This window comes from Sorangium sp. So ce363 (genome assembly GCF_051520435.1).
Taxonomy (GTDB): Bacteria; Myxococcota_A; Polyangia; order Polyangiales; family Polyangiaceae; genus Sorangium; species Sorangium cellulosum_B.
On sequence record NZ_CP150333.1, the window covers coordinates 11,032,224 to 11,052,088 of the forward strand.

At 69.2% G+C, this 19,865-nt stretch carries 24 protein-coding genes and 1 pseudogene; 9 read left to right on the forward strand and 16 right to left on the reverse strand.

The features are described 5' to 3' along the window. Window positions 1–30: 30 nt before the first annotated feature. The 13 genes and pseudogenes from rpsE to rplV form a co-directional block, all read right to left on the reverse strand. Window positions 31–510, reverse strand: a pseudogene (rpsE, locus tag WMF12_RS41500) (30S ribosomal protein S5); the annotation flags it as partial. A gap of 79 nt (window positions 511–589) precedes the next feature. Beyond that, the gene (gene rplR / locus WMF12_RS41505) at window positions 590–949 is read right to left on the reverse strand and encodes a 50S ribosomal protein L18 (protein ID WP_437712555.1); all 360 of its coding nucleotides are present in this window, start codon (window positions 947–949) and stop codon (window positions 590–592) included. Window positions 950–996: 47 nt separating this feature from the next. Then, complete coding sequence (gene rplF, locus WMF12_RS41510; RefSeq protein ID WP_437277607.1) at window positions 997–1,614, reverse strand: 50S ribosomal protein L6; 618 nt, start codon at window positions 1,612–1,614, stop codon at window positions 997–999. After that, window positions 1,614–2,009, reverse strand: a complete 396-nt coding sequence (rpsH, locus tag WMF12_RS41515) for a 30S ribosomal protein S8 (protein WP_012240558.1) — start codon at window positions 2,007–2,009, stop codon at window positions 1,614–1,616. Before rpsH ends, rplF begins: the two co-directional genes overlap by 1 nt. Before the next feature lie 4 nt (window positions 2,010–2,013). After that, complete coding sequence (locus WMF12_RS41520) at window positions 2,014–2,199, reverse strand: type Z 30S ribosomal protein S14 (RefSeq protein ID WP_012240559.1); 186 nt, start codon at window positions 2,197–2,199, stop codon at window positions 2,014–2,016. Between the two features lie 10 nt (window positions 2,200–2,209). Then, a complete protein-coding gene (gene rplE / locus WMF12_RS41525) occupies window positions 2,210–2,941 on the reverse strand; it encodes a 50S ribosomal protein L5 (RefSeq protein WP_437854189.1) in 732 nt (243 codons plus the stop codon). Between the two features lie 2 nt (window positions 2,942–2,943). After that, a complete protein-coding gene (rplX, locus tag WMF12_RS41530; RefSeq protein ID WP_272102121.1) occupies window positions 2,944–3,261 on the reverse strand; it encodes a 50S ribosomal protein L24 in 318 nt (105 codons plus the stop codon). Further along, window positions 3,261–3,629, reverse strand: coding sequence for a 50S ribosomal protein L14 (gene rplN, locus WMF12_RS41535; RefSeq protein ID WP_012240562.1), 369 nt, complete (start codon window positions 3,627–3,629; stop codon window positions 3,261–3,263). Before rplN ends, rplX begins: the two co-directional genes overlap by 1 nt. Window positions 3,630–3,633: 4 nt before the next feature. Next, the gene (gene rpsQ / locus WMF12_RS41540; RefSeq protein WP_272102908.1) at window positions 3,634–3,933 is read right to left on the reverse strand and encodes a 30S ribosomal protein S17; all 300 of its coding nucleotides are present in this window, start codon (window positions 3,931–3,933) and stop codon (window positions 3,634–3,636) included. A 53-nt stretch (window positions 3,934–3,986) separates the two neighbouring features. After that, window positions 3,987–4,190, reverse strand: a complete 204-nt coding sequence (gene rpmC / locus WMF12_RS41545) for a 50S ribosomal protein L29 (RefSeq protein ID WP_272102120.1) — start codon at window positions 4,188–4,190, stop codon at window positions 3,987–3,989. An 8-nt stretch (window positions 4,191–4,198) separates the two neighbouring features. Further along, complete coding sequence (gene rplP / locus WMF12_RS41550) at window positions 4,199–4,612, reverse strand: 50S ribosomal protein L16 (protein ID WP_012240565.1); 414 nt, start codon at window positions 4,610–4,612, stop codon at window positions 4,199–4,201. Window positions 4,613–4,624: 12 nt separating this feature from the next. After that, window positions 4,625–5,317: a 30S ribosomal protein S3 gene (gene rpsC, locus WMF12_RS41555; protein WP_061609597.1), complete on the reverse strand. Its 693-nt coding sequence runs from the start codon at window positions 5,315–5,317 to the stop codon at window positions 4,625–4,627. A 17-nt stretch (window positions 5,318–5,334) separates the two neighbouring features. Beyond that, a complete protein-coding gene (gene rplV / locus WMF12_RS41560) occupies window positions 5,335–5,673 on the reverse strand; it encodes a 50S ribosomal protein L22 (RefSeq protein WP_012240567.1) in 339 nt (112 codons plus the stop codon). 631 nt (window positions 5,674–6,304) lie between these two features. Here rplV and WMF12_RS41565 point away from each other — a divergent pair. The 3 genes from WMF12_RS41565 to WMF12_RS41575 all read left to right on the forward strand — a co-directional run bounded on the left by WMF12_RS41565 (window position 6,305) and on the right by WMF12_RS41575 (window position 10,035). Next, a complete protein-coding gene (locus tag WMF12_RS41565; protein WP_437748111.1) occupies window positions 6,305–7,033 on the forward strand; it encodes a hypothetical protein in 729 nt (242 codons plus the stop codon). Window positions 7,034–7,355: 322 nt separating this feature from the next. Next, window positions 7,356–8,252 carry an SUMF1/EgtB/PvdO family nonheme iron enzyme gene (locus WMF12_RS41570; protein ID WP_437854192.1) on the forward strand — a complete coding sequence of 299 codons (897 nt, stop codon included), beginning with the start codon at window positions 7,356–7,358 and terminating at the stop codon, window positions 8,250–8,252. Window positions 8,253–9,183: 931 nt separating this feature from the next. Further along, window positions 9,184–10,035, forward strand: a complete 852-nt coding sequence (locus WMF12_RS41575; RefSeq protein ID WP_437854194.1) for a hypothetical protein — start codon at window positions 9,184–9,186, stop codon at window positions 10,033–10,035. Between the two features lie 92 nt (window positions 10,036–10,127). Here the strand turns inward: WMF12_RS41575 and WMF12_RS41580 are convergent, their stop codons facing one another. Next, window positions 10,128–10,703, reverse strand: coding sequence for a hypothetical protein (locus WMF12_RS41580; protein ID WP_437712567.1), 576 nt, complete (start codon window positions 10,701–10,703; stop codon window positions 10,128–10,130). A gap of 1,254 nt (window positions 10,704–11,957) precedes the next feature. On the opposite strand from WMF12_RS41580, the gene WMF12_RS41585 reads away from it, so the two are divergent. Together WMF12_RS41585 and WMF12_RS41590 are read left to right on the forward strand one after the other, a co-directional pair. Beyond that, window positions 11,958–12,623 carry a class I SAM-dependent methyltransferase gene (locus WMF12_RS41585; RefSeq protein ID WP_437854196.1) on the forward strand — a complete coding sequence of 222 codons (666 nt, stop codon included), beginning with the start codon at window positions 11,958–11,960 and terminating at the stop codon, window positions 12,621–12,623. 89 nt (window positions 12,624–12,712) lie between these two features. Then, on the forward strand, window positions 12,713–13,336 hold the full coding sequence (locus tag WMF12_RS41590; protein WP_437854198.1) for a hypothetical protein: 624 nt from the start codon (window positions 12,713–12,715) through the stop codon (window positions 13,334–13,336). 55 nt (window positions 13,337–13,391) lie between these two features. Here the strand turns inward: WMF12_RS41590 and WMF12_RS41595 are convergent, their stop codons facing one another. Further along, on the reverse strand, window positions 13,392–14,504 hold the full coding sequence (locus WMF12_RS41595) for a PhoH family protein (RefSeq protein WP_437854200.1): 1,113 nt from the start codon (window positions 14,502–14,504) through the stop codon (window positions 13,392–13,394). A 521-nt stretch (window positions 14,505–15,025) separates the two neighbouring features. Between WMF12_RS41595 and WMF12_RS41600 the strand changes: the two genes are divergently transcribed. The 4 genes from WMF12_RS41600 to WMF12_RS41615 all read left to right on the forward strand — a co-directional run bounded on the left by WMF12_RS41600 (window position 15,026) and on the right by WMF12_RS41615 (window position 19,154). Next, window positions 15,026–16,477, forward strand: a complete 1,452-nt coding sequence (locus WMF12_RS41600; RefSeq protein ID WP_437854202.1) for a porin — start codon at window positions 15,026–15,028, stop codon at window positions 16,475–16,477. Between the two features lie 163 nt (window positions 16,478–16,640). Next, a complete protein-coding gene (locus WMF12_RS41605) occupies window positions 16,641–17,924 on the forward strand; it encodes a penicillin-binding transpeptidase domain-containing protein (protein WP_437742277.1) in 1,284 nt (427 codons plus the stop codon). A 482-nt stretch (window positions 17,925–18,406) separates the two neighbouring features. After that, window positions 18,407–18,658 (forward strand): hypothetical protein, encoded by a 252-nt coding sequence (locus WMF12_RS41610; protein ID WP_129354294.1) that lies wholly within the window; start codon window positions 18,407–18,409, stop codon window positions 18,656–18,658. Window positions 18,659–18,974: 316 nt separating this feature from the next. Beyond that, window positions 18,975–19,154 (forward strand): hypothetical protein, encoded by a 180-nt coding sequence (locus tag WMF12_RS41615; RefSeq protein ID WP_272102111.1) that lies wholly within the window; start codon window positions 18,975–18,977, stop codon window positions 19,152–19,154. Between the two features lie 159 nt (window positions 19,155–19,313). On the opposite strand, the gene WMF12_RS41620 is transcribed toward WMF12_RS41615, so the two are convergent. Further along, window positions 19,314–19,835: a hypothetical protein gene (locus WMF12_RS41620; protein WP_437742278.1), complete on the reverse strand. Its 522-nt coding sequence runs from the start codon at window positions 19,833–19,835 to the stop codon at window positions 19,314–19,316. Between the last annotated feature and the right edge of the window lie 30 nt (window positions 19,836–19,865).

A 19,865-nucleotide genomic window follows, 5' to 3' on the forward strand; every position in this document is an offset into this window, starting at 1 on the left:
ACCGCGGCGCTGGTAGTCGAGCGAGTCGAGCTGCATCGACCGCTTGCCGGCGACGCTCTCCGGGCTCTTGAGCCCACGGAGCGCCGCGACGGTCGCGTGCACGACGTTGTGCGGGTTGCTCGTGCCGAGCGACTTCGACAGCACGTCGTGAATCCCCGCCGACTCGACGACGGCGCGCACCGCGCCGCCGGCGATGACGCCCGTCCCAGGGCTGGCCGGCTTGAGCAGGACCTTGCCCGCCCCGACGTGGCCGAACGAGTCGTGCGGGATGGTCACGCCGTCCAGGGGAATGCGGAACAGGTTCTTGCGAGCCTGATCGTTCCCCTTGCGGATGGCCTCCGGCACCTCGTTGGCCTTGCCCAGGCCGATGCCCACGTGCCCCGCTTCGTCGCCCACCACGACCAGCGCCGAGAAGCTGAAGCGCCGGCCGCCCTTGACGACCTTGGCGACGCGGTTGATGTGGATGACTCGCTCTTTCAGCTTCTCTTCGTCGACATGATCGAACGCCATAACCGTCCTCTATCACGTTCTCCGCCGCGGCAGTTGACCGCGCCCGCCGCCCTCACCATCAGGGCAGCGGCTGTGGGAGTCAGAAATCGAGACCTGCCTCGCGCGCCGCCTGGGCGAGGGCGCTGACGCGCCCATGATACAGATAGCCGTTGCGGTCGAAGACGACCTTGTCGATCTGCCTGTCCTTGCAGATCCTCGCGATCAGAGCCCCGACCTTCTTCGCCGCCTCGACCTTGTTGTCCTCGTCGAGGGAGCCCTTGAGGTCCTTCGACAGAGTCGAAGCGTGGGCGAGGGTCTTGCCGCTCACGTCGTCGATGACCTGCGCGTAAATGTGCTTCGAGCTGCGGAAGACGCTGAGGCGCGGGCGCTCCGGCGTCCCCTCGACCTTCTTGCGGATGCGGAGCTTCCGGCGCTCCCGACCGACGATTTTCATGCCCATGACCGTCTCGTCCCTCGGTGCAGCGGCGTACACGCCGCCGCTCGCCTTTACTTCTTGCCGCCCTTGCCGGCCTTGCCAGCCTTCTCCCGCACGCGCTCGCCGCGGTATCGGACGCCCTTGCCGCCGTACGGCTCCGGCGGCCTGAAGCCACGGATCGTCGCGGCCGTCTGCCCGATGAGCTCCTTGTCCGCGCCCGTCAGGACCAGGACGGTGCCCTTCGAGTCCGCCGGGATCGTCGCCGTGAGCCCCGTCGGCACCGGGAACGTCACCGGGTGGGAGAAGCCGAGGGCGAAGTTCAGCGTCGTGCCCTTGAGCTCGACGCGATAGCCGGTCCCCTTGAGCTCGAGCGTCCGCTCGTAGCCCTCGGCGACGCCCTTCACCATCGCGGCCACGAGCGCCCGCGTGAGGCCCTGGAGGCGCGACCCGTCGCGCCCAGGCGCCACCGAGCTCACGTGCAGCTTGCTGCCCTCGAGCTTGATGTCCACCTTGTCGGTGATCGCGCGGGAGAGCTGGCCCTTCGGACCCTTGACGTCGATCTTCCGGCCGTTGACAGTCGCGGTGACCCCCTTCGGCAGGTCGATCGGGCGCTTGCCAACGCGCGACGTCTTCGGAGCGAGCCGGCTGTCACCGTTCGCGGGCTGGGCTGCGTTCGCCTGAGCTTCCATCACCACACCTCGCAGATCAGCTCGCCACCCATCTTGAGGCGGCGCGCATCCCTGTCGCTCATGAGCCCGCGGGACGTGCTCAGGATCGAGATCCCGAGCCCGCTGAACACGCGCGGGATCCTGTCGTGACGCACGTACACGCGGCGCCCGGGGCGGGAGACGCGGCGCACGCCGTCGATCGCGCTCTGTCGATCGCGCCCGTACTTGAGCACGATCGTGAGCTTCTTGGGACCCTCGCCCTCGGTCTCGCGCACGTCGGCGATGAAGCCCTCGGACTTGAGGATCTCCGCGACCGCGGCCTTGATGCGGCTCGCGGGGACCTCGGTCCGGTCGTGCCGCGCGAGCGCCGCGTTGCGAATGCGGGTCAGCATGTCGGCGATGGGATCGGTCATCATAGAATCACCAGCTGGCCTTGATCACACCAGGGAGCTCACCACGGAGCGCGAACAACCGAAGGCAGACGCGGCAGAGCTCGAAGTCGCGGTAGTAAGCGCGCGCGCGCCCGCACACCTTGCAACGGTTCTTGTGCCGCGTAGAAAACTTCGGCGGACGGTTCAGCTTCGCAAACTCTTTTGCACGGGCCATCGAAAATCCCTCAATGCCGGAACGGGATGCCAAGCTCGGTCAGGAGCGCGCGTCCTTCTTCGTCCGTCTTCGCCGTGGTCACGAACGAGATGTTGAGCCCCTTCACGACATCGATCTTGTCGTAGTCGATCTCGGGGAAGATGATCTGCTCGCGCAGGCCCATCGTGAAGTTGCCCTTGCCGTCGAACCCCTTCGGGCTCACGCCCTTGAAGTCGCGAACACGCGGCAGAGAGAACGCGATCAGGCGATCCACGAACTCCCACATCCGCTCGGCACGCAGGGTCACCATCACCCCGATGGGCAGGTTCTCGCGCAGCTTGAAGGTCGCGATCGACTTCCGGGCCCGGGTCACCACCGGCTTCTGGCCGGAGATCGCCCGCATGTCCTCGACGGCGGAGTCGATGATCTTCGGGTTCTGCACCGCGGCGCCGAGACCCATGTTGATGACCACCTTCTGCAGGCGGGGCACCATCATCGGGTTCTTGTAGCCGAACTTCTTCGCGAGCGCGGCCGTCACGCTCTTCCTGTAGTGCGTGCGAAGCCGCGGCGCATAGTTCGGGTCGCGCGGGCGCTCCTCGGCCGGCCCGGAGGCCTCGGCGTCGGCGCCCTTGGCCTTCGCGCCCTTGGCTTCCTTGCTCTTGGCGGGCGCCTGCGGCTTGGCCTGCTGCGGCTTGGGCTTGTCCTTGTCCTTGCCCTTGCCGGCGTCCTTGGCCGCCTTGTCCTTGTCCTTCTTGTCCGCCATGGCTAGCCCACACCGATCGCGCTGCCGCTCTTGCCGACGCGCGTCTTCTTGCCGTCCTCACCGACGCGGACCTTCACGCGCGTCGGCTTGCCCGTCGCCGGATCGACCGGCATGACATTCGAGGCGTGAATCGGCGCCTCCTTGGTGATCTTCCCACCCTCCTGATTGCGCGGCGTGGGCCGCTGGTGGCGGGTCACCGTGTTCAGGCCTTCCACGACCACGCGATCCTCGTCAGCGAGGATCTTGGTGATCCGGCCCTGCTTCCCCTCCTCCTTGCCGCTGATGACCTGCACGAGGTCACCGACCCTGAGGCGCTTCATCAGAGGACCTCCGGAGCGAGAGAGATGATCTTCATGAACTTCTTCGCGCGGAGCTCACGAGCGACCGGCCCGAAGATACGGGTACCGATCGGCTCCTTCTCCTTGTTGATGAGGACCGCGCTGTTCCCGTCGAACTTGATGTAGCTGCCGTCCGAGCGCTGGTACTCCCGGGCGGTGCGGACGACGACGGCGCGCGCCGTCTCGCCCTTCTTCACCTTGGTGCCCGGCAACGCCTCCTTGATCGAGACGACGATGACGTCGCCGAGAGCGGCGTACTTGCGGCGCGAGCCGCCGAGCACCTTGATGCACTTCACGATTCGGGCGCCGGAGTTGTCCGCGACCTCGAGATGCGTCGACACCTGGATCATGGCGCTACTCCTCCACCGGGCGGGCAACGAGCTTGGTCACGAGCCACCGCTTGTCGCGGGAGATCGGCCTGTGCTCCGTGATCTCGACGCGATCGCCCACCTTGTACTGGTTCGTCTCGTCGTGCGCCTTGTAGCGCTCCCGCTGACGGACGTACTTTTTGTACACAGGGTCGAGCGCGTTCCGGATGACCTCGACGGTGACCGTCTTGTTCATCTTGTCGCTGGTCACCTTGCCGACCAGCTTGCGCCGGAAGCCGTGCGCCTTCGCCTCGGTCTCGGCCTGCGCAGGCGCCGCGGCTGCCAGCTCGGGCGCCGCAGCGGCCGGCTGCTGGGTCTCTGCCTTCTTCTTCGCCATGGCTACGCCTTCTCCTCGGCACGCGCGCGCTGCGTGAGGATCGTCTTCACCCGCGCGAGATCCCGCTTCGACTTGCGGATCGTCGCCGTGTCGTTCAGCCGATTCGTGAAATTCTTGAACCGCGCCTCGAACAGGCCCGCCGCCAGAGACTTCTCGAGCTCGCGCAGGTGCTCGGTGGTGCGTTCACGCAAATCCTTCGCCTTCATCGCCTACCTCACGTCAGCCCGCGGGCGAGGAACTTGCACTGCATCGGGAGCTTGTGCGACGCGAGGCGGAACGCCTCCTTCGCAGTCTCCTCGCTCACGCCGCTGATCTCGTACATCACGCGGCCCGGCTGCACGAGCGCGCACCACTCCTCGGGCGCGCCCTTGCCCCCACCCATGCGGACCTCGAGCGGCTTCTTCGTCACCGGACGGTCCGGGAAGATGCGGATCCAGAGCTTGCCCGCGCGCTTCACGTGCCGCTGGATCGCCATACGAGCCGCCTCGATCTGCCGCGAGGTGACGCGGGCAGGCTCGACGCACTGGAGCGCAAAGTCGCCGAAGGAGACGTCGCTGCCCGTCATGGCGAGGCCGCGGTTGTTCCCCTTCTGCATCTTGCGGAACTTGGTTCGCTTCGGAGACAGCATTCTGCAATCCCTCTACTGGATCCGGCGCGCCTTACGCTGCAGGACCTCGCCCTTGAACATCCAGACCTTCACGCCGATGATGCCGACCTTCGTCTTCGCCTCGGCCAGGCCGAACTCGATGTCGGCGCGGAGCGTGTGCAGCGGCACCCGGCCCTCGCGGTAGGTCTCGACGCGGCTCATCTCGCTGCCACCGAGCCTGCCGGCGCAGCGCACGCGGATGCCCTTCGCGCCGAACTTCATCGCGGTGGCCACCGCCTTCTTCATCGCCCGGCGGAACGCGATCCGGCGCTCGAGCTGCGTCGCGATGTTCTCGGCGACGAGCTGCGCGTTGGTCTCGGCCTTCCGGACCTCCTGCACGTCGATGAACACCTCGTTGTCGGTGAACGACGACACGCCGGGGAAGAGCGTCTCACCCTTGGACGCGGTGCCGACGTTCCCGCTCTTCAGCGTCTCGATGCCCTTGCCGCCCTTGCCGATCACCATGCCGGGGCGGGCGGTGAAGACGATCACCTTCGCGCGGTTCGCGGCGCGCTCGATCTCCACGCCGGCGATGTTGGCGTTGTAGAGGTACTGCTTGATCGCGCGCTTGATGCGGATGTCCTGGTGGAGCCACTTCTGATACGCAGCGCCGTCCTCGTACCACTTGCTGCTCCACGTCTTGATGACACCGACGCGGAAGCCATACGGATGGGTCTTTTGTCCCATATCGGCAGGTCCTCTACTTACTTTCTCTCGTCGACTTCGATGACGATGTGCGACACGCCCTTGGTGATCCGGGTCGCACGGCCCATCGCGCGCGGCCGCCAGCGGCGGTTGAACTTGTTCGGCCCCTTGTCGACGGTGGCCTTGCTGATGAAGAGCGCGTCGATGTCGGCGCCCGCCTGCTGGGCGTTCGCGACCGCGCTCTCGATGATCTTCCGCAGGACGGGGGCTCCGCTCTTCTGCGTGAACGAGAGCAGCTGGATCGCCTCGTCCGCGTCGCGACCTCGAACGAGATCGGCGATCATGCGAGCCTTGCGCGGGGCGATCCGCGAAAACATCGCACTGGCTTTGCTTACCATTCGAGACACCTCGCGACACCGGCGGGCGGAGTTACTCCGTACCGGGTTTCGGTTCGCTGCGAACCGGTTGCACCGTCGTACGCTTCCGGTCCCAGCTCGACGTCCATCGACGTGGGCCCCCTTCGCGTCACCGGGGGGGTTCCCGCGGCGGCCGAAGGAGCGGAGCTGGGATCGAAGCGCCGTTACGGCTCTTCTACTGGGAGACCGGGAGGACACCCGATCGCCCGGGAAAACGGAGCGCGGTGATTACCAGCGGGAGGCGCGGTACGCAAGCGCGATCCTTCCGCTCCCTTTCAGTTTGTTTCGCGCGTCCCCGCGGGCTGAGCAGCTTTTCAGATCCTCCTGAACGGACGTCGGGGGGCTCCGGGCACGCCGAGCCTGGTGCCCGGGCAGGCGGACGGACGAACACGAGGCTGAGTTCTGTTCTTGACACTGACGAAATACAGCTGAAACAAGCCGTCGACGGCGGCCTGAGCCGTCGACGGCGGAGGTGCACCCCCCGGAGCGTCGGCGTCGGACGGCTGGACCAGGCCGAAGAGCAGGATTGCGAGGGGAATAGGGGAGCCCCAGGTTCAGTCGAACGCACCAGGCCGTGGAACTCTTCCCTGACATTGTAGGAGGCAACGTGACCATGCTTGCTCGCCATCGCCATTCTTTCCTCGCGCTTACCTTTATCTTGCCCGCCATCTACACCGGCTGCGTCGTGACCACGGAGGACACCGACAACGAGGTGGACCAGACGGTCGGCCCCGGCGTCACCCACGGGTCCACGAGCAGCGGCGGCGACGGCGGCGACGGCGGCCAGGGCGGCACCGGCGGCCAGGGCGGCACCGGCGGCGACGGCGGCACCGGCGGCGACGGCGGCCAGGGCGGCACCGGCGGCAGCGACGCCTGCATCGAGGCGTCGGACGGTAACCTCACGGTCGCGGCCTGTGACGAGCTCAACATCTCGCCTGCGCAGGGGGCGACGAGCCAGTGCGGCGCGAACCGCGACGAGGACCCGATCGGCTACGGGCTCTGCAAGCACGGCTTCGCCGTCTTCTCCCCGGGTCACGCCGCGGACCTCGTGGACTGCCTGAGCGACATCGGCGTGGAGCGGGCGTGCGATGTGGATCCCGTTCAAGCGTGCATGAACCGCACGTACGCCAACGCGTGCCCGCACCAGGCCGACGAGATCTGCGACACCATCTCCGACTTCTGCGACGCTGGCACGTTCGACCCCGCCAAGTGCGCGGCTCAGATGAACCCCCTCAACCGAGATGCAGCGGACGATCTCGTCGCGTGCATGAACGACAACCCCGATGTCTCCTGCCAGGAGGCTTACGACGCATGCTACGAGGAGATCATGGCCTTCGAGTGACCCGGCCGCCGCCACGGGTGCACAGCCAGCGCGCCCACCGTGCGCGCTCTGCTCTCGCCGTTCTTTTCCCCTGGCATTCGACGCACACCAGATGACCTCTGGGCCTCTCACCAGCTCACACCCACCTTAGCGCCCCAGCGCGCGCACCCTCTCATGTGGGCCCGTTCGGGGAGCCCCCGAGCGCGGTATTCGGTTGCAAAAAAGATCGCGGGAAGGGATCCTCGGCTCCTCCGTGGCCAAGGACTCCTCCCGCCCGCGCCTGGCAGCCTCCGTTCCGCGATCGCCGGGGGCGCGTCCATTCCGCGGCGGAGCGCTGCTCGGCGTGCTCGTCGCGTCGGCCGGCTGTGCTCCGGGGTCGACGACAGCGGAGCAGATCACGCCGCGCCTGATGGTGCGCGCCTCGCTCGAGGGGACCGCCGCCGTCCCGACGGAACGGCGCATCAAGGCCAAGGAGAGCGCGCTCGCTGCCGTCAAGGACAGCGCAACGCTCGCCTCGGGGATGGAGTCCGAGATCGGCGCCATCCCGATGTCCTCCTCGACGGCCAGCGCGCGCTGCCCCGCGGAGATGGCCCTCGTCGACGATCGCGTGTGCGTCGACCGCTGGGAGGGCGCTCTGGTCGAGGTGACGCCCAGCGGTGAGCGCCCCTGGTCGCCTTACGATCCGATTGACGGGAACGAGCGCCGCGTCCGCGCCGTGTCCTGGCAGGGGGTCATGCCCCAAGGCTACATCAGCGGGCGGCAGGCCAAGCTGGCGTGCGCGGCATCGGGCAAGCGCCTGTGCACCTCGGAGGAGTGGGTGACCGCCTGCCGAGGGCCGGACGACACGACGTTCCCCTACGGCGCGCTCCGCCAGCAGGGCGCGTGCAACGATGACGAGCGACGGGTTCACCCCGTCGCCGAGATCGCGGCGCTGCTCGACATCAAGCCCGAGGAGCGCTGGACGACGGCGATGAACAACCCGCTCATCAACCAGCTGTCCCAGGCGCTGCTCCCGACGGGCGAGCGCGCGGGATGCACCAACGCCTACGGCGTGTTCGACATGGTAGGCAACCTCCACGAGTGGGTCGATGATCCGAGCGGCACCTTCCGTGGCGGCTATTTCATGGACACGACGCGCAACGGCGAGGGCTGCAAATATGCCACGACCGCCCACTCCTTCGGCTACCACGACTACTCGACGGGCTTCCGGTGCTGCATGGATCCGGAGCAGGCCGACTAGTGCTGGCCGCGCGGCGTGCGGCCGGCACGATAGCGGGGGTGCAGGTTGGTGTGATACGGGCTCAGCCGCTAGGCAGGCGAGTGAGGCGTACGAAGGTACGCCGCAGTGAGCCGAACGACGCGGATGAGCCTGTAGCGCGCGAACTCGCAGCCCGCTATGGGGCAGACGCGAATCGAACGCGGAGCTCGGGGCGATCCAGCGGGGAGACAGGGCGGTCGCCGCGCGCGCATCTTTCCGTGACGCCACGGGCGCTCCGACAAGACGGCTCGGGCGCGGCGCGAGCGAGCGTGCGAGTCGTGGAGAAGCCAGGGCCGCCGCGCAGCAAGCCAGGGCGACACCAGCGAAGAGATTGCCGATGCTCGACTCCATAGTGAGCGCGCCCACGCGGCGCCGTGCCGCCGCGACCGCCCTTGCCGCCCTGACGGCCCTCCTGGCGCTCGGTTGCGGGAAGAAGGAAAAGGCAGCGCCCATCACCGTCCCGCCGCCCCCGGGCGCGGCGTCCTCGGATGAGCTCACCACCGCCATTGGCCAGGCGCGTGGCATCGATTCGGCGCTCGCGCCGTCGTCGACCCGATGGCGACGAGCGTTCGTGCTCGATGAGAGGCGAGCCGTGGTGACAGGAGAGGTCGAGAACGAGGCGATCGCGCTCGTGACCGAAAACGCAGGGCGGACCTGGCGATCTCTGCGGCGCGTCCGCGAGGGGTGGTCGACCTGGTCGGTCGGCGGAGACGGCGCCACGGTGCTCACCACCGGTCCGCGTGGCCCGGCTCTCCCGACGGAGACACGCGGGAATCGAGGGACGCCGTCCGCGCTGGACCCGCCGAGTCTCTTCTTCGCGCCGTTCGAGGCGACCGACCTCTCGGCGCCTTCACCGGTCACGCTACCCGCGCTGAGCCGCGGAGCGCGGCCGCTGGTGAACGCTGTGCCCGCGGTGCTCTCCGCCGAGAGCGCCGCGCTGCTCGTGGAGCCCAAGCCTCGGCACGCGACCCTCGTCTATGCGGGGCCGGCGGGCGCCCAGCCGGTGCCTCCCGTCCCGCTCCCCACGCAGGAACAAGCGCTGCCCGTGCCTTATGGCCGCCCACCGATGCTCCTGTCGGTGCGCGGGCGCAACCTCCTCGTGCGGCCCGTCCCCGCGCCGGGGAAGCCGCTCGACGCACCGAAGAGCGTCGAGGGACTCGCGATGAACCCAGCGGCTATCGCCGCGCTCTCCACGACACCAGCATGCGACTTCGCCGGCTGGTCGATCCAGCTCGTTCCTCAGCCGCCCGACAAGACCGCCGTGGTCGCCGTCTCCGCTGCCCAGACAGCCGTGCTGAAGCTCCCGGCGAAAGCCCCGCCTGGAGCGTCGGTCGGCTGCGCAGCCGACCGGATCATGGTCGAAGTCATGACGCCCACAACCGGAGAGCCCACGCTCGCGACGTGCACCCTCCAAGGCACCTGCGTCATCGCCGAGAAACCGCCCTTTCGCCCCTGGCTGGAGCCGCATGAACGGTCTATCGCCCTGGCGCCCACACGCGAAGGCGTCACCGCAGTGCTGACTTCCCGCGCGGCAGCGCGATGGGGGCTCTATATCGCGCTATCGCCGGAAGTGGGCAAGATCTACGACGTCCCCAGGATGATCGGCGAAGGCACAGGCGAGCGCGGCCGTATCGAGCTCGGAACCCTCCTCTCGTTCGGAAATCGACTCTTGATGCTCCTCCAAGCGGACGTCACCGGGACATCGCGCCGCGGCTGGTACGTCGCGGCCTCCGATGATGGCGGGCTCACCTGGAGCCCGCCCTGAGCTCCGTCTCGAACGGGATAGTCATTCCAAACGCAGCGCGTCAGCACAGCTTGCATCCCATCTGATGCTGACGTGCGCGGTGGTCCCCAGACCTACTTCGGAGGAGCGGCAGCCGGAGCGACGCGCTTGCGCCCCTTGACGCTCGGCTTCTTCACGACGGGCGCAGGCCCAGCCGCGGTCTTGCGCGCGTTCGCGCTCGCCTGCTCGGCGGTCTTCGCGTCGCCTGCATAGCGGGCGAAGCGACGGTCGCCGCCTTGGAAAATCCGCTTCTCCAGCTTCAGCTCCTTCAGCGCGGCGGCGGCGCGGGTCTGCGGGATACCCGCCTGCTTCGCCACCTCGCTCGCGCTGACGCCAGAGCTCGCTTTGACGACGCGCTCGACGGCATCCAGCGTCTCCTGACGCTCCGCCGAGGCGGCCGGCGACTTGCGCGGGCGACCAGGCCGACGCTTCGGCGCGGCGCCGCGCTTGGCCGCGACGGAAGACGTTTTGGACTGGACCGCTCCAGCAGCGCGGGCGCGCGCGCGGCTGCGGCGCGGCGCCGCAGGAGGAACCAACGGCGCTTCCCCTGTCACGGCGCCCAGCTGATTCTTGACGAGCGCGAGGATCGCCTCGTCCGGCATTTTCCGCACGAGGTTTACAATCTGCTGTGAAAAGGCGTCCGTTGCCATGTGCTCTCCCTCGTCGCCGAATCCAGCTCGGCGGTTGGATACGACTATGCCGTTGCCACTTGCCTGGTCAAGCGAATTGAGGATAGAGGGCCGTCTTTTCTTTCAATAGGCGCTGCGGGCGGGCTCAATCGGAGAGCTCATTGGACGGGACGGCCCCGAACGGCTGGGCTGCTTTGCTCGACAGGCGCCGAGCGATGAAACCCCCGCCAGCGTCGATTGATGGCCGAGACCCCTCCCCCGCGCAGGACGGCCTCGAGGCCGCGCCAATCCTCTCTCGGCCCCCTTGACGATGCACCGCGGCATTGCGTGTCTCGGGTGCTCGGGTCTGGTCAGGTAAGCACCGTCCGAGAACCGAGCAACCCCGCGCCTCGGGGCCGCGCCCGTCACGGGCGGCAATGCGGGCGCGCGCACATCCGCGAGGTGCAGCGACCCGGCGCGAGCCTCCCCGCCCCCAATCATTGAAGCGCCTCACGCAGGGTGCGACCGCCTGGCGACCCCACACAGGCGGCCGGCGCGTGGCTACATTGCACGCCCCGGGCGCACGACTGACCTATGCGGAGGCGTGATAGGATGCCCCGCTCGGCGGGTGGGGCGCAGCACGGACGCTTCGCTATGAGCGCCGGCGGGGCGGGGAGTCCGGGTCGAGCTCTCGACACGACATCCGCTCATCACGCCGGGGATTTCGCGGACCCACGCTGACGGCCCGATCGCGCGCCAACCCGCCGAGCTCTTCGAAATGACGACTCTGCGCCGGTCTCGCCGCCGGAGGCGCGCTCGGGCCCGCAGTGCCGCTCTCAACATCACGCGCGCGGCCGCCGCCCGCGGCTCCCGCTGGGTAGGCGCCTGAGGGCCGTCGTGTCCGGCGGACCGGTGTGTACGCGCGGCTCAGGCTCATCCCGCAAGACACCTCGTTACATAGCGGAGCGCGGAGGCGCGCTCATCGTCGTCTTCGGCCTCTCCGATCGAGTTTTTCCGAGAGAGCTCAGCCTTCGGCCCCCGCGCTCGCGAGCGCGAGTCCGCGCGTCCGCCCCGAGGGCACGTCCTCTACGACATTGGCGCCTGCGCCAATGGGAGGAGGACGAGGCGGGGAGCCGGCCGGCTCCGTCTCGACTTCTTCAAACGCCTTCCTGTCCATATCTACGACGCCCAGGATCCACCCCGCCCACGCTCGACCTCCGTCCGACCGGCGGCCGAGATTGACCAGCCGCCGACAATCGGTTGACACGCGCTTCGGCCGCGGAGAAGGATGCGCGCATGTCACTGGTGCGCGTGCTCGAGCCAGAGGTCATGGATACCGACGAGGACGCGCGGGCCTACGACAGCATGGACCACGCCGCCGTGAACACGGCGTTCTGCGACGCGCTCCTCTCCCACAACCCCGGTCTCGCATACGCCCTCGACGTCGGCACAGGGACGTGCCTGTTGCCCATCGAGCTTTGCAGGCGCGCCCCCGCCGCGCGGATCAAGGCGATCGATCTCTCCGCGGCGATGCTCGAACTCGGGCGCCGCCATGTCGAGCAGGCCGGGCTCACCGAGGCCATCGCGCTCGCGCTCGTGGATGCCAAGGCGCTGCCCGAACCGGATGAGACATTTTCAGCCGTGCTCTCGAACAGCATCGTCCACCACGTCCCGGAGCCAGCGCAGGTGCTGCGCGAGATGCTCCGCGTCCTCCAGCCCGGCGGGCTCCTGTTCGTGCGGGACCTGGTCCGTCCGGAAGACGAGGCGTCGATCGCCGCCCTCGTCGACATGTACGCAGCGAACGACACCGCGTACCAGCGAGCCCTCTTCGACGCGTCGCTGCGCGCGGCGCTCTCGCTCGACGAGGTGCGTGAGGTGCTGCGCTCGCTCCGGATTCCCCCCGAATGCGCGCAGATGACGAGCGACCGGCACTGGACCCTCGCGTTCCGCAGGGCCTCCTGATCCGCGGGCGCCGCGCGCTGGTCCGGGCCGCGGCGCGGGCACGTCAAATCGACGCGACGGCCAGCCCGGCTCGTAATAAAAGCGTCCACGTGAACGCCATCGGAACACGAGCTCGCCGGGCGCGCGGCGTTGCCCCCGCGCTCTTCCTGTCCTTCGCCATCGTCCTCGCGGCATGCGAGGAGGGCCCGCCTCGCCCGAGCGAGCCGGAGCGGCCCGCGCCCCCGCCGCCTCAGCCGAGCGCGGGGCTCGCGCCGCCCGCGGCCAGCTCGGCCGCCGCAGAGCCCCCGAGCGCAAGCGCGCCGGGAGACGCGGGCGAGCCGAAGGGCACGCCCGCTTGGCAAGGGACATGGGAGGGGCGCTACGACGCCAAGAAAGGCAGCGTCGTGATGCCCCCGAAGGTCAAGGACGCCGCGCGCCAGAAGGACGACGGGAAGCAGGTCACCGGCCCTGGGACGGTGACGCTGACCATCGAGCCGAGCGGTGAGCTGAAGGGCACCGCGAAGGGAGCGCTCGGCGACGCGACGCTCGTGGGAAAGGTCGAGGACGGCATGGTCCGCGCATCGGTCTTCCCCGACGATCCGCGCGCGCCGAACGCGATGACCGGCGTCCTGGTCGGCGAGCTGAAGGAGAACGTCATCCACGGCAGGATCCGGGTGACCGGGCCCGATGCCCTCCTGGTGCGCGAGTCCCCCATCGAGCTGAAGAAGAAATGATCAGCGCAGCCGAGCGAGACGTCGACGCCGGCGTCTCGCCCGGCTGCGTCGCGCGTCAGCTCGCTGCGCCGGCTCCTCCCGGCTCGCCTGCTGGCGCGCGGCCCTGCGGCTCCTGCGGCGCAGCCCCGGCCTCTCCCGCTGCACTGCCGCGCGCGCCGCCGCGACCCGCCTCCGCCCGCCGCTCCTCGCGCTGGCGTGCCACCTCGGCGTCCCGTTGCTCGTACGCCACGATGATCCGCTGTACGAGCGGGTGGCGCACGACGTCGACCTCGGTGAACGAGCAGATCGCAATCCCCTCGATCCCCGCGAGCAGCTCGCGCGCCTCCGCGAGGCCGCTGCGCGCGCCGTGCGGGAGATCGACCTGCGTGACGTCGCCCGTCACCACGGCGCGGGAGGCGTAGCCGAGGCGGGTGAGGAACATGCGCATCTGGTCGCTCGTCGCGTTCTGCGCCTCGTCGAGGATGACGAAGCAATCGTTGAGCGTGCGGCCGCGCATGAAGGCCAGCGGCGCGACCTCGATCTGACCGCGCGTCACGAGGCCTTGCGCCTTGTCCGCATCCATCATGTCATGGAGCGCGTCGTAGAGCGGGCGCAGGTAAGGATTCACCTTCTCGGCGAGATCGCCGGGGAGGAAGCCGAGCCGCTCTCCCGCCTCGACGGCAGGACGGGTCAGGATGATCCGCTTCACGCGGCGCTCGAGCAGCGCGTGCACCGCCATGGCCATCGCGAGGTAGGTCTTGCCCGTCCCCGCCGGCCCGATGCCGAACGTCATGTCGTGCGATCGGATCGCCTGGATGTAGCGCTTCTGCGCCAGCCCCTTCGCCGAGATAGGCCGGCGGCGCGCCGAGATGAGGACGACGTCCTCGAACAGCTCCCGCAAGGTCATCCCCGGGTCGTCCCGGAGCGCCTGCACTCCGCGCACGTAGTCCTGGGGATCGAGGACCACGCCGCTCCTCAACATCTGCGCGGCCTCTGCCAGGCACCGCTCGGCGAGCGCGACCTTGTCGGCGTCCCCGGCGAGCCGGATCGTGTTGCCTCGAACGCCCGACTCGATGCCAAGAGTGCGCGCGATGAGCTTGAGATGCTCGTTCCCCGGCCCGGCGAGGGCCACCAAGGTGCTGTTGTCGAGCACCTCGACATCCGCCGTGATCCGCACGCTGGTCGTCATCCCGTGATCCTTCCCCGCCTCTGCCCCGGCGCTCCGTCGCCGGCACGTGCCGCCACTCCATGAGCAGGACCTTGACGCGGCTCACCTCTCGCTCGAATGTCGCGCTCGCTCGCCGTATGGCCTACACAGAATCGTAACGTCCTGGTCATAATTTCGCGTCGCAGTGCATGCGAGATCCGGCGAGCGGGCGAGCCGCACACAGGGAGAACTGCATGAGGTTAGCTACATCGGCGCTGCTGGGCATGACTGTTACGCTGTCGGGCCTTTCGGCGCTAGCACAGCCTGGACCCCAGGGCCCAGCGCAACCTGCCCCGCCGCCGCCTCCGGCCGCTGCCCCGGCGGCTCCTGCCGGCGCGGTTCCGCCCGCTGCCGCTGCCGCTCCGACGCCCGCACCGCCGCCCGACGCGGCGCCGCCCGCAGAGCAGCTGCCGCCGCCCCCGCCCCCTGGAGCGGCATCGACCGCCGAGCCGCCGCCTCCTCCGCCTGCGCAGGTGTTCGCGCCGACCGCCGGTGCCGCCATCGTGAAAGAAGAGCGGCAGCCGCTCGCCGGCTGGCACGGCGGCTTCTTCCTCCGGGACGCGAACGACACCTTCCGGCTCTACCCGAAGGGGAGGCTGAACTTCGACTTCGCCAGCAGCTTCGGCGCCGGCGTGTCGGACGTGTCGGCGGCGAGCGGTGGGAGCGCGCTCAAGCCGCGCCTCTTCATCCGCCGCGCGCGGCTCGAGGTGGCCGGCGAGTTCCTGAAGAGGTTTTCCTTCGATGTCGACGTCGACTTCGGCGGCCAGGGGCTCGCGAACGCCAACGGCCGGACCGAGAACGCCGCCGCTGCGGCCGGGCAAACGCCGACGGCCGAGAGCGCGCGCTTCGCGCCCGTCGAGAGCACCACCGCGAACGCCGTGCTCGCCGACGCCTGGATCAACTACTCGGTCATGCCCGCGCTCAACTTCCTGTTCGGGCAACACCAGGCGTTCTTCTCGATGGATAACCAGACGAGCGACAACAGCACGACGTTCATGGAGCGCAACATCGCGACCCGGAGCTTCGCCTACCCCGAGGGCAAGGACATCGGCCTGACGATCTGGGGCGACGTCGCCGACAGGATGGTCGTCTACGGCGTCAGCATGGTCGGCGGCGACGGGCAGAACCGGCCGGGCGTCGACAGCCAGTTCGATTTCATCGGCCGCGTGGTCGCGCGCCCGTTCGCCAGCGACAAGAAGGGGTTGCTCGCGAAGGCGCAGATCGGCGTCAGCGCGCGCTACGGCGACCGCGACCAGGAGTACGTGGGCTACGACTATGCGCCCATCAGGACGGCGCAGGGCTACACGCTCTGGGGCGCCGGCTACACGGACTCGCTGAAGCGCCCGATCCACGTCATCCCGTCGGCCTCGCAGGCCGCGATCGGCGGCGAGCTCCGGCTGCCCATCAAGATGGTCGAGCTCCGGGCCGAGGCGTACTACGTCGCGAACGAGACGCGCGAGGCGGTGGAGGGCTTTCAGCTCACCAACACCGAACGGCTCGGGCAGGTGAAGGGGCTCGGCTGGTACGTGCAGCTCTCGGCGTGGCCGGTCGGCGACGCCTTCGTCAGCGGCGATCCAGGGTTCAGCCCGCGCCCCACGAAGGTCGATCTGTCGAAGGAGCTCGAGAAGCCGAAGTCGGGGCTCGAGGTGGCGGCGCTCCTCGCGGGGATCAACGCGACGTACGACGGCGCGTCCCGCGGGGGTGCGTACGACGAGAAGACGCCGGGCGCCGAGGGAGGGCCGGGCACCGACCTCAACGTCATGCAGATCGGCCTCGCCGCGAACTACTGGTACACGAAAAACATACGGCTCGGCGTGAATTACAGCGCCTACCTGACGCCCGGCAGCGGCTCCAGCGAGAACCTCCTCCGGGTGCCCGGCAATACGGTGACGCCCGCCGATCCGGACGCGCATGCGCTGCACGAGCTCGGCGCCAGGCTCAGCATGTCATTCTGACGCGCCCTCGCCCCGCCGCGGCCGGCGTCCCGGCCGCGCCCCTCATCCTTTTGTCCTCCAACGATCCGCGGCGCGCGGCGCGCCGGCAGCGCGGGAGCCCCGCCGGCGAGGTCGCGCGCCTCAATTTTGGCCCAGGACAGCGCGGCGGGGTACCCGTCGGGCCATGCGCGACATGCGTCAGTGGATCGCCGTCGGTGCAGCCGTGGGGCTCGTGGCTGTGACCCTCCCCATGCTGCGCGAGCACGACGTCCAGCTCGGGGGGCTGCTCGCCAAGAAGACGACCGCCGGGGGCCCGACGATCACGCGGACCGTGACGCCGCCGCCGCTCACGGACCTCGATCTGACGCGCATCGACGACCGGAGGACCCCGCCCACGGCGCCGGCGCACGGCGACCGCGTCGCGGAGCTGACCATCGACCCGATGTACCAGCGGGCGGCGCTCGGCTTCCTGCGGGCAGGCCAGGTCCCGGAGGGCGCGGTCGTCATGACCGATATCCGCACCGGGAAGGTGCTGGTCTGGGCGAGCTACGTGAACGAGGGGGCGATGCACGACGTCGCTGCAGAGGCCACCGCGCCGTCGGCGAGCGTCTTCAAGGTCGTGACCGGCACCGCCCTCGTCGAGGCGGGCCTGAGCCCGAACACCAAGCAGTGTTATTCGGGCGGCGAGCACTCGATCCGGCCGGCGGACATGGTCGACAACAAGCGCCGCGACAAGTACTGCGCGACGCTCGCGCAGGCGATGGGCCGGAGCATCAACACGGTGTTCGCGCGGCTCGCCGCGAAGAACCTCGACCGCGAGAAGCTCGGCGCCGTGGCCGAGAAGCTCGGCTGGGGTCAGGACACGCCGTTCGACGTGAAGGTCGCGACGAGCACGATCGCGCTCCCGGAAGACGATCTCGGCTTCGCGCGGACCGCGGCGGGCTTCTGGAACACGACGCTGTCGCCGTTCCAGGGGGCGAACCTGGCGACCACGCTCGCCAATGGCGGCGAGATGATCCGGCTCCACGTCGTGTCGAGCGTCAAGGACGAGATCGGCGACATCTACCAGGGCCCGAGCGAGCGCCAGGTGCTCAAGCGGGTGATGGACGAGAGCACGGCCAACGCGGTGACCGCGATGATGGAGGCGACGGTGGATAACGGCACGAGCTACCGTTCGTTCCATGATCGCAACGGCCGCCCCTACCTCCCGGATATCCGCGTCGCGGGCAAGACGGGGACGCTCACGAAGCCGACGCCCGAGGGGCCCTTCTACACCTGGTTCGTCGGGTTCGCGCCGAGCCGCAAGCCCGAGGTCGCCATCTCCGTGATGGTCGCCAACGGCGCGAAATGGCGGGTGAAGGCGACGAACGTCGCATGCGACATGCTCCGCACCTACTTCGCCGACAAGGGCGCGCCCGGCGTGAGCGATCCGAACAACCGGACAGGCGCGACAGCGCTCCGCCGCTGACGCGGGGCTGACGAGCCGCCGAGCCGCAGCGCGCCAGGCCGATCGCGGCGCCGCGCTGCGCAGATGCACCTGAACGCGGCACCGTGCCCCCGGCGAGGTTCCCTCGGCCGACGACGCCAGCGCATTGTCGGCCCGTCAGGGAGACCACCACGCAACCTTCACGAGGCCTCCGTAAGGCCGAAATCGTTCGTCGTGATTTCCGCCCTCAACAGGATCCGGCGATGACGGTGCGTCACGGACCGGTGTGCCTGCCTGGTGGCCGACAGGTGTGCAGGCTCATCGTACACGCCGCGGCGGCGATCGATTCATGGAAACTTTCCGCCCGGGGGGGCGACCCCTCCCGCCGGCTCGCCGTCCGCGGCGCGAAGGTCCGGACCGCTCCGATGCAGCCGGACACCCTGGGCCAGGGTGGGACCTAGTTGCGAGAGGTGCTGCTTGTGCAGCTTGTGCTCGGCCGAGATCCGCGTGCTAGCATCTCTGTTGTGCAGGTTGTGCTCCGCAAGCTCGGCCGGGGATCACGCGCAGTCGTTGGCCGGCTCGTCCGTGCACCACGGAAAGGCTCGGTCATCGTCATCGAGTTCTCCGACGGAATGCATGAATATGTCACGACGCCGGTCAAGCGCGTGTTGCGCCTCGCCGGGCGCGAAGTCTTCTACATAGAGACCGTGAACTCCCGGTACCGCCTCGAGGTGCGCGGCCGCGAAGTCGCGCTGGACGGCGCGGTCGGCGGCTGAGCCCTGCCAGGTGCGACCCAGGCGGCGCCGATTCTTCGGATCCTTCAGAACGAGCGCGCGCCTCTGATGTGACCACGCGACCGGAGGCGGGGAGGCGGAGGTCAACGCCTCACGGCGGCGCGATGCACTGCACACTCGTCTAGCACGAGAACTGCATCTCCGCGCGCATTGCCCCTTGCGCTTCCATTCGCTCTTGGGCACAGTCCCGCTCCCTTTGAGGGGCCCCGCGGTAGGCCATCCACCGGTGCAGGATGGGGCTCGCCTGGCGAGCTGTCGTCATGATGCCGCGCCCCCGACCGTGAGGAGATTGAAGCAGATGGGCAAGCGCGATCGCCGCCAGTCGATGAAGATGAGGCGCCGCAAGGCGCAGGCTGCCAAGAAGGAGCGCGCCAAGCGCAGCAAGCTGGCGAAGGCCCCGACGGAGGTCGCTGGCAAGGCCAAGAAGCCCCGCGCTCCCAAGAGCGCCGCTCCTGCGAGCCCTTCGCCGGCTGCTTGATGGGGCACGAGGCGCGGTCGATCGGCCGCGCACCACGCGCCACCCGTCGCATCGCCGCGCTGTTGCGATCCCGTCGCTCACCCAGGCCTCGCACGCCGGCGTTGTGCTCGGCCCGGCGCGCCCCCCGGCGCGCGGCCGCGCACCTCGCAGCGGCGGCGCTCACTCGTCGCGAATCACTCGCGTGTGGAGGCTCAGGCCGGGCTGCCGACCCATGCCGGTCGCGCTCGCCGAATCGCCAGCCCCATTCTGCGTGGGCTGGGGCTCCTTGGGCGGGGGCTCGCCGAGGAGCCCAGTGTCGCCCTCCCTTCGCTCCTCGCCGATAAGCTCCCAATGGCCCCGTTCGTCGCGCCAGCGCTGCGCCACCCGGGTGCTGCGGACCGTGGCCTCGTCGTTCCGCAGCCAGAGGACGTCGAGGTAGACCTCGGCTTCCTCGCGCTGGGTCATCTCGAAGCCGCCGAACTCCACGTCGACGACCCGGAGGCGGGTGCCCCACCCGGCGTGACGATTCATGAAATCCTGGCGCGCGTTCGAGCCGACGCGCTCGAGCGCGACATCCATGCGGCCGAACCGGGCAGCCGTGTTCATCTCGAGCGCCGCTTCGGTGAGGCGCTGCGACGTGCTCGGGGCGATGCCGCAGCTGGCGAGGGGCAAGAGGCTCAGGGCGAGGAGGACGCGGCGCATGCCGAGCACCCTGGGCGAAGGGGTCGGCGC

What these genes read in the sequence shown, in the direction of transcription:
- rplR (WP_437712555.1), bottom strand. Translation starts at nt 949, where the DNA reads ATGGGCATGAAAATCGTCGGTCGGGAGCGCCGGAAGCTCCGCATCCGC.
- rplF (WP_437277607.1), bottom strand. Translation starts at nt 1,614, where the DNA reads ATGGAAGCTCAGGCGAACGCAGCCCAGCCCGCGAACGGTGACAGCCGG.
- rpsH (WP_012240558.1), bottom strand. Translation starts at nt 2,009, where the DNA reads ATGATGACCGATCCCATCGCCGACATGCTGACCCGCATTCGCAACGCG.
- WMF12_RS41520 (WP_012240559.1), bottom strand. Translation starts at nt 2,199, where the DNA reads ATGGCCCGTGCAAAAGAGTTTGCGAAGCTGAACCGTCCGCCGAAGTTT.
- rplE (WP_437854189.1), bottom strand. Translation starts at nt 2,941, where the DNA reads ATGGCGGACAAGAAGGACAAGGACAAGGCGGCCAAGGACGCCGGCAAG.
- rplX (WP_272102121.1), bottom strand. Translation starts at nt 3,261, where the DNA reads ATGAAGCGCCTCAGGGTCGGTGACCTCGTGCAGGTCATCAGCGGCAAG.
- rplN (WP_012240562.1), bottom strand. Translation starts at nt 3,629, where the DNA reads ATGATCCAGGTGTCGACGCATCTCGAGGTCGCGGACAACTCCGGCGCC.
- rpmC (WP_272102120.1), bottom strand. Translation starts at nt 4,190, where the DNA reads ATGAAGGCGAAGGATTTGCGTGAACGCACCACCGAGCACCTGCGCGAG.
- rplP (WP_012240565.1), bottom strand. Translation starts at nt 4,612, where the DNA reads ATGCTGTCTCCGAAGCGAACCAAGTTCCGCAAGATGCAGAAGGGGAAC.
- rpsC (WP_061609597.1), bottom strand. Translation starts at nt 5,317, where the DNA reads ATGGGACAAAAGACCCATCCGTATGGCTTCCGCGTCGGTGTCATCAAG.
- rplV (WP_012240567.1), bottom strand. Translation starts at nt 5,673, where the DNA reads ATGGTAAGCAAAGCCAGTGCGATGTTTTCGCGGATCGCCCCGCGCAAG.
- WMF12_RS41565 (WP_437748111.1), top strand. Translation starts at nt 6,305, where the DNA reads ATGCTTGCTCGCCATCGCCATTCTTTCCTCGCGCTTACCTTTATCTTG.
- WMF12_RS41580 (WP_437712567.1), bottom strand. Translation starts at nt 10,703, where the DNA reads ATGGCAACGGACGCCTTTTCACAGCAGATTGTAAACCTCGTGCGGAAA.
- WMF12_RS41585 (WP_437854196.1), top strand. Translation starts at nt 11,958, where the DNA reads ATGTCACTGGTGCGCGTGCTCGAGCCAGAGGTCATGGATACCGACGAG.
- WMF12_RS41595 (WP_437854200.1), bottom strand. Translation starts at nt 14,504, where the DNA reads ATGACGACCAGCGTGCGGATCACGGCGGATGTCGAGGTGCTCGACAAC.
- WMF12_RS41605 (WP_437742277.1), top strand. Translation starts at nt 16,641, where the DNA reads ATGCGCGACATGCGTCAGTGGATCGCCGTCGGTGCAGCCGTGGGGCTC.
- WMF12_RS41615 (WP_272102111.1), top strand. Translation starts at nt 18,975, where the DNA reads ATGGGCAAGCGCGATCGCCGCCAGTCGATGAAGATGAGGCGCCGCAAG.
- WMF12_RS41620 (WP_437742278.1), bottom strand. Translation starts at nt 19,835, where the DNA reads ATGCGCCGCGTCCTCCTCGCCCTGAGCCTCTTGCCCCTCGCCAGCTGC.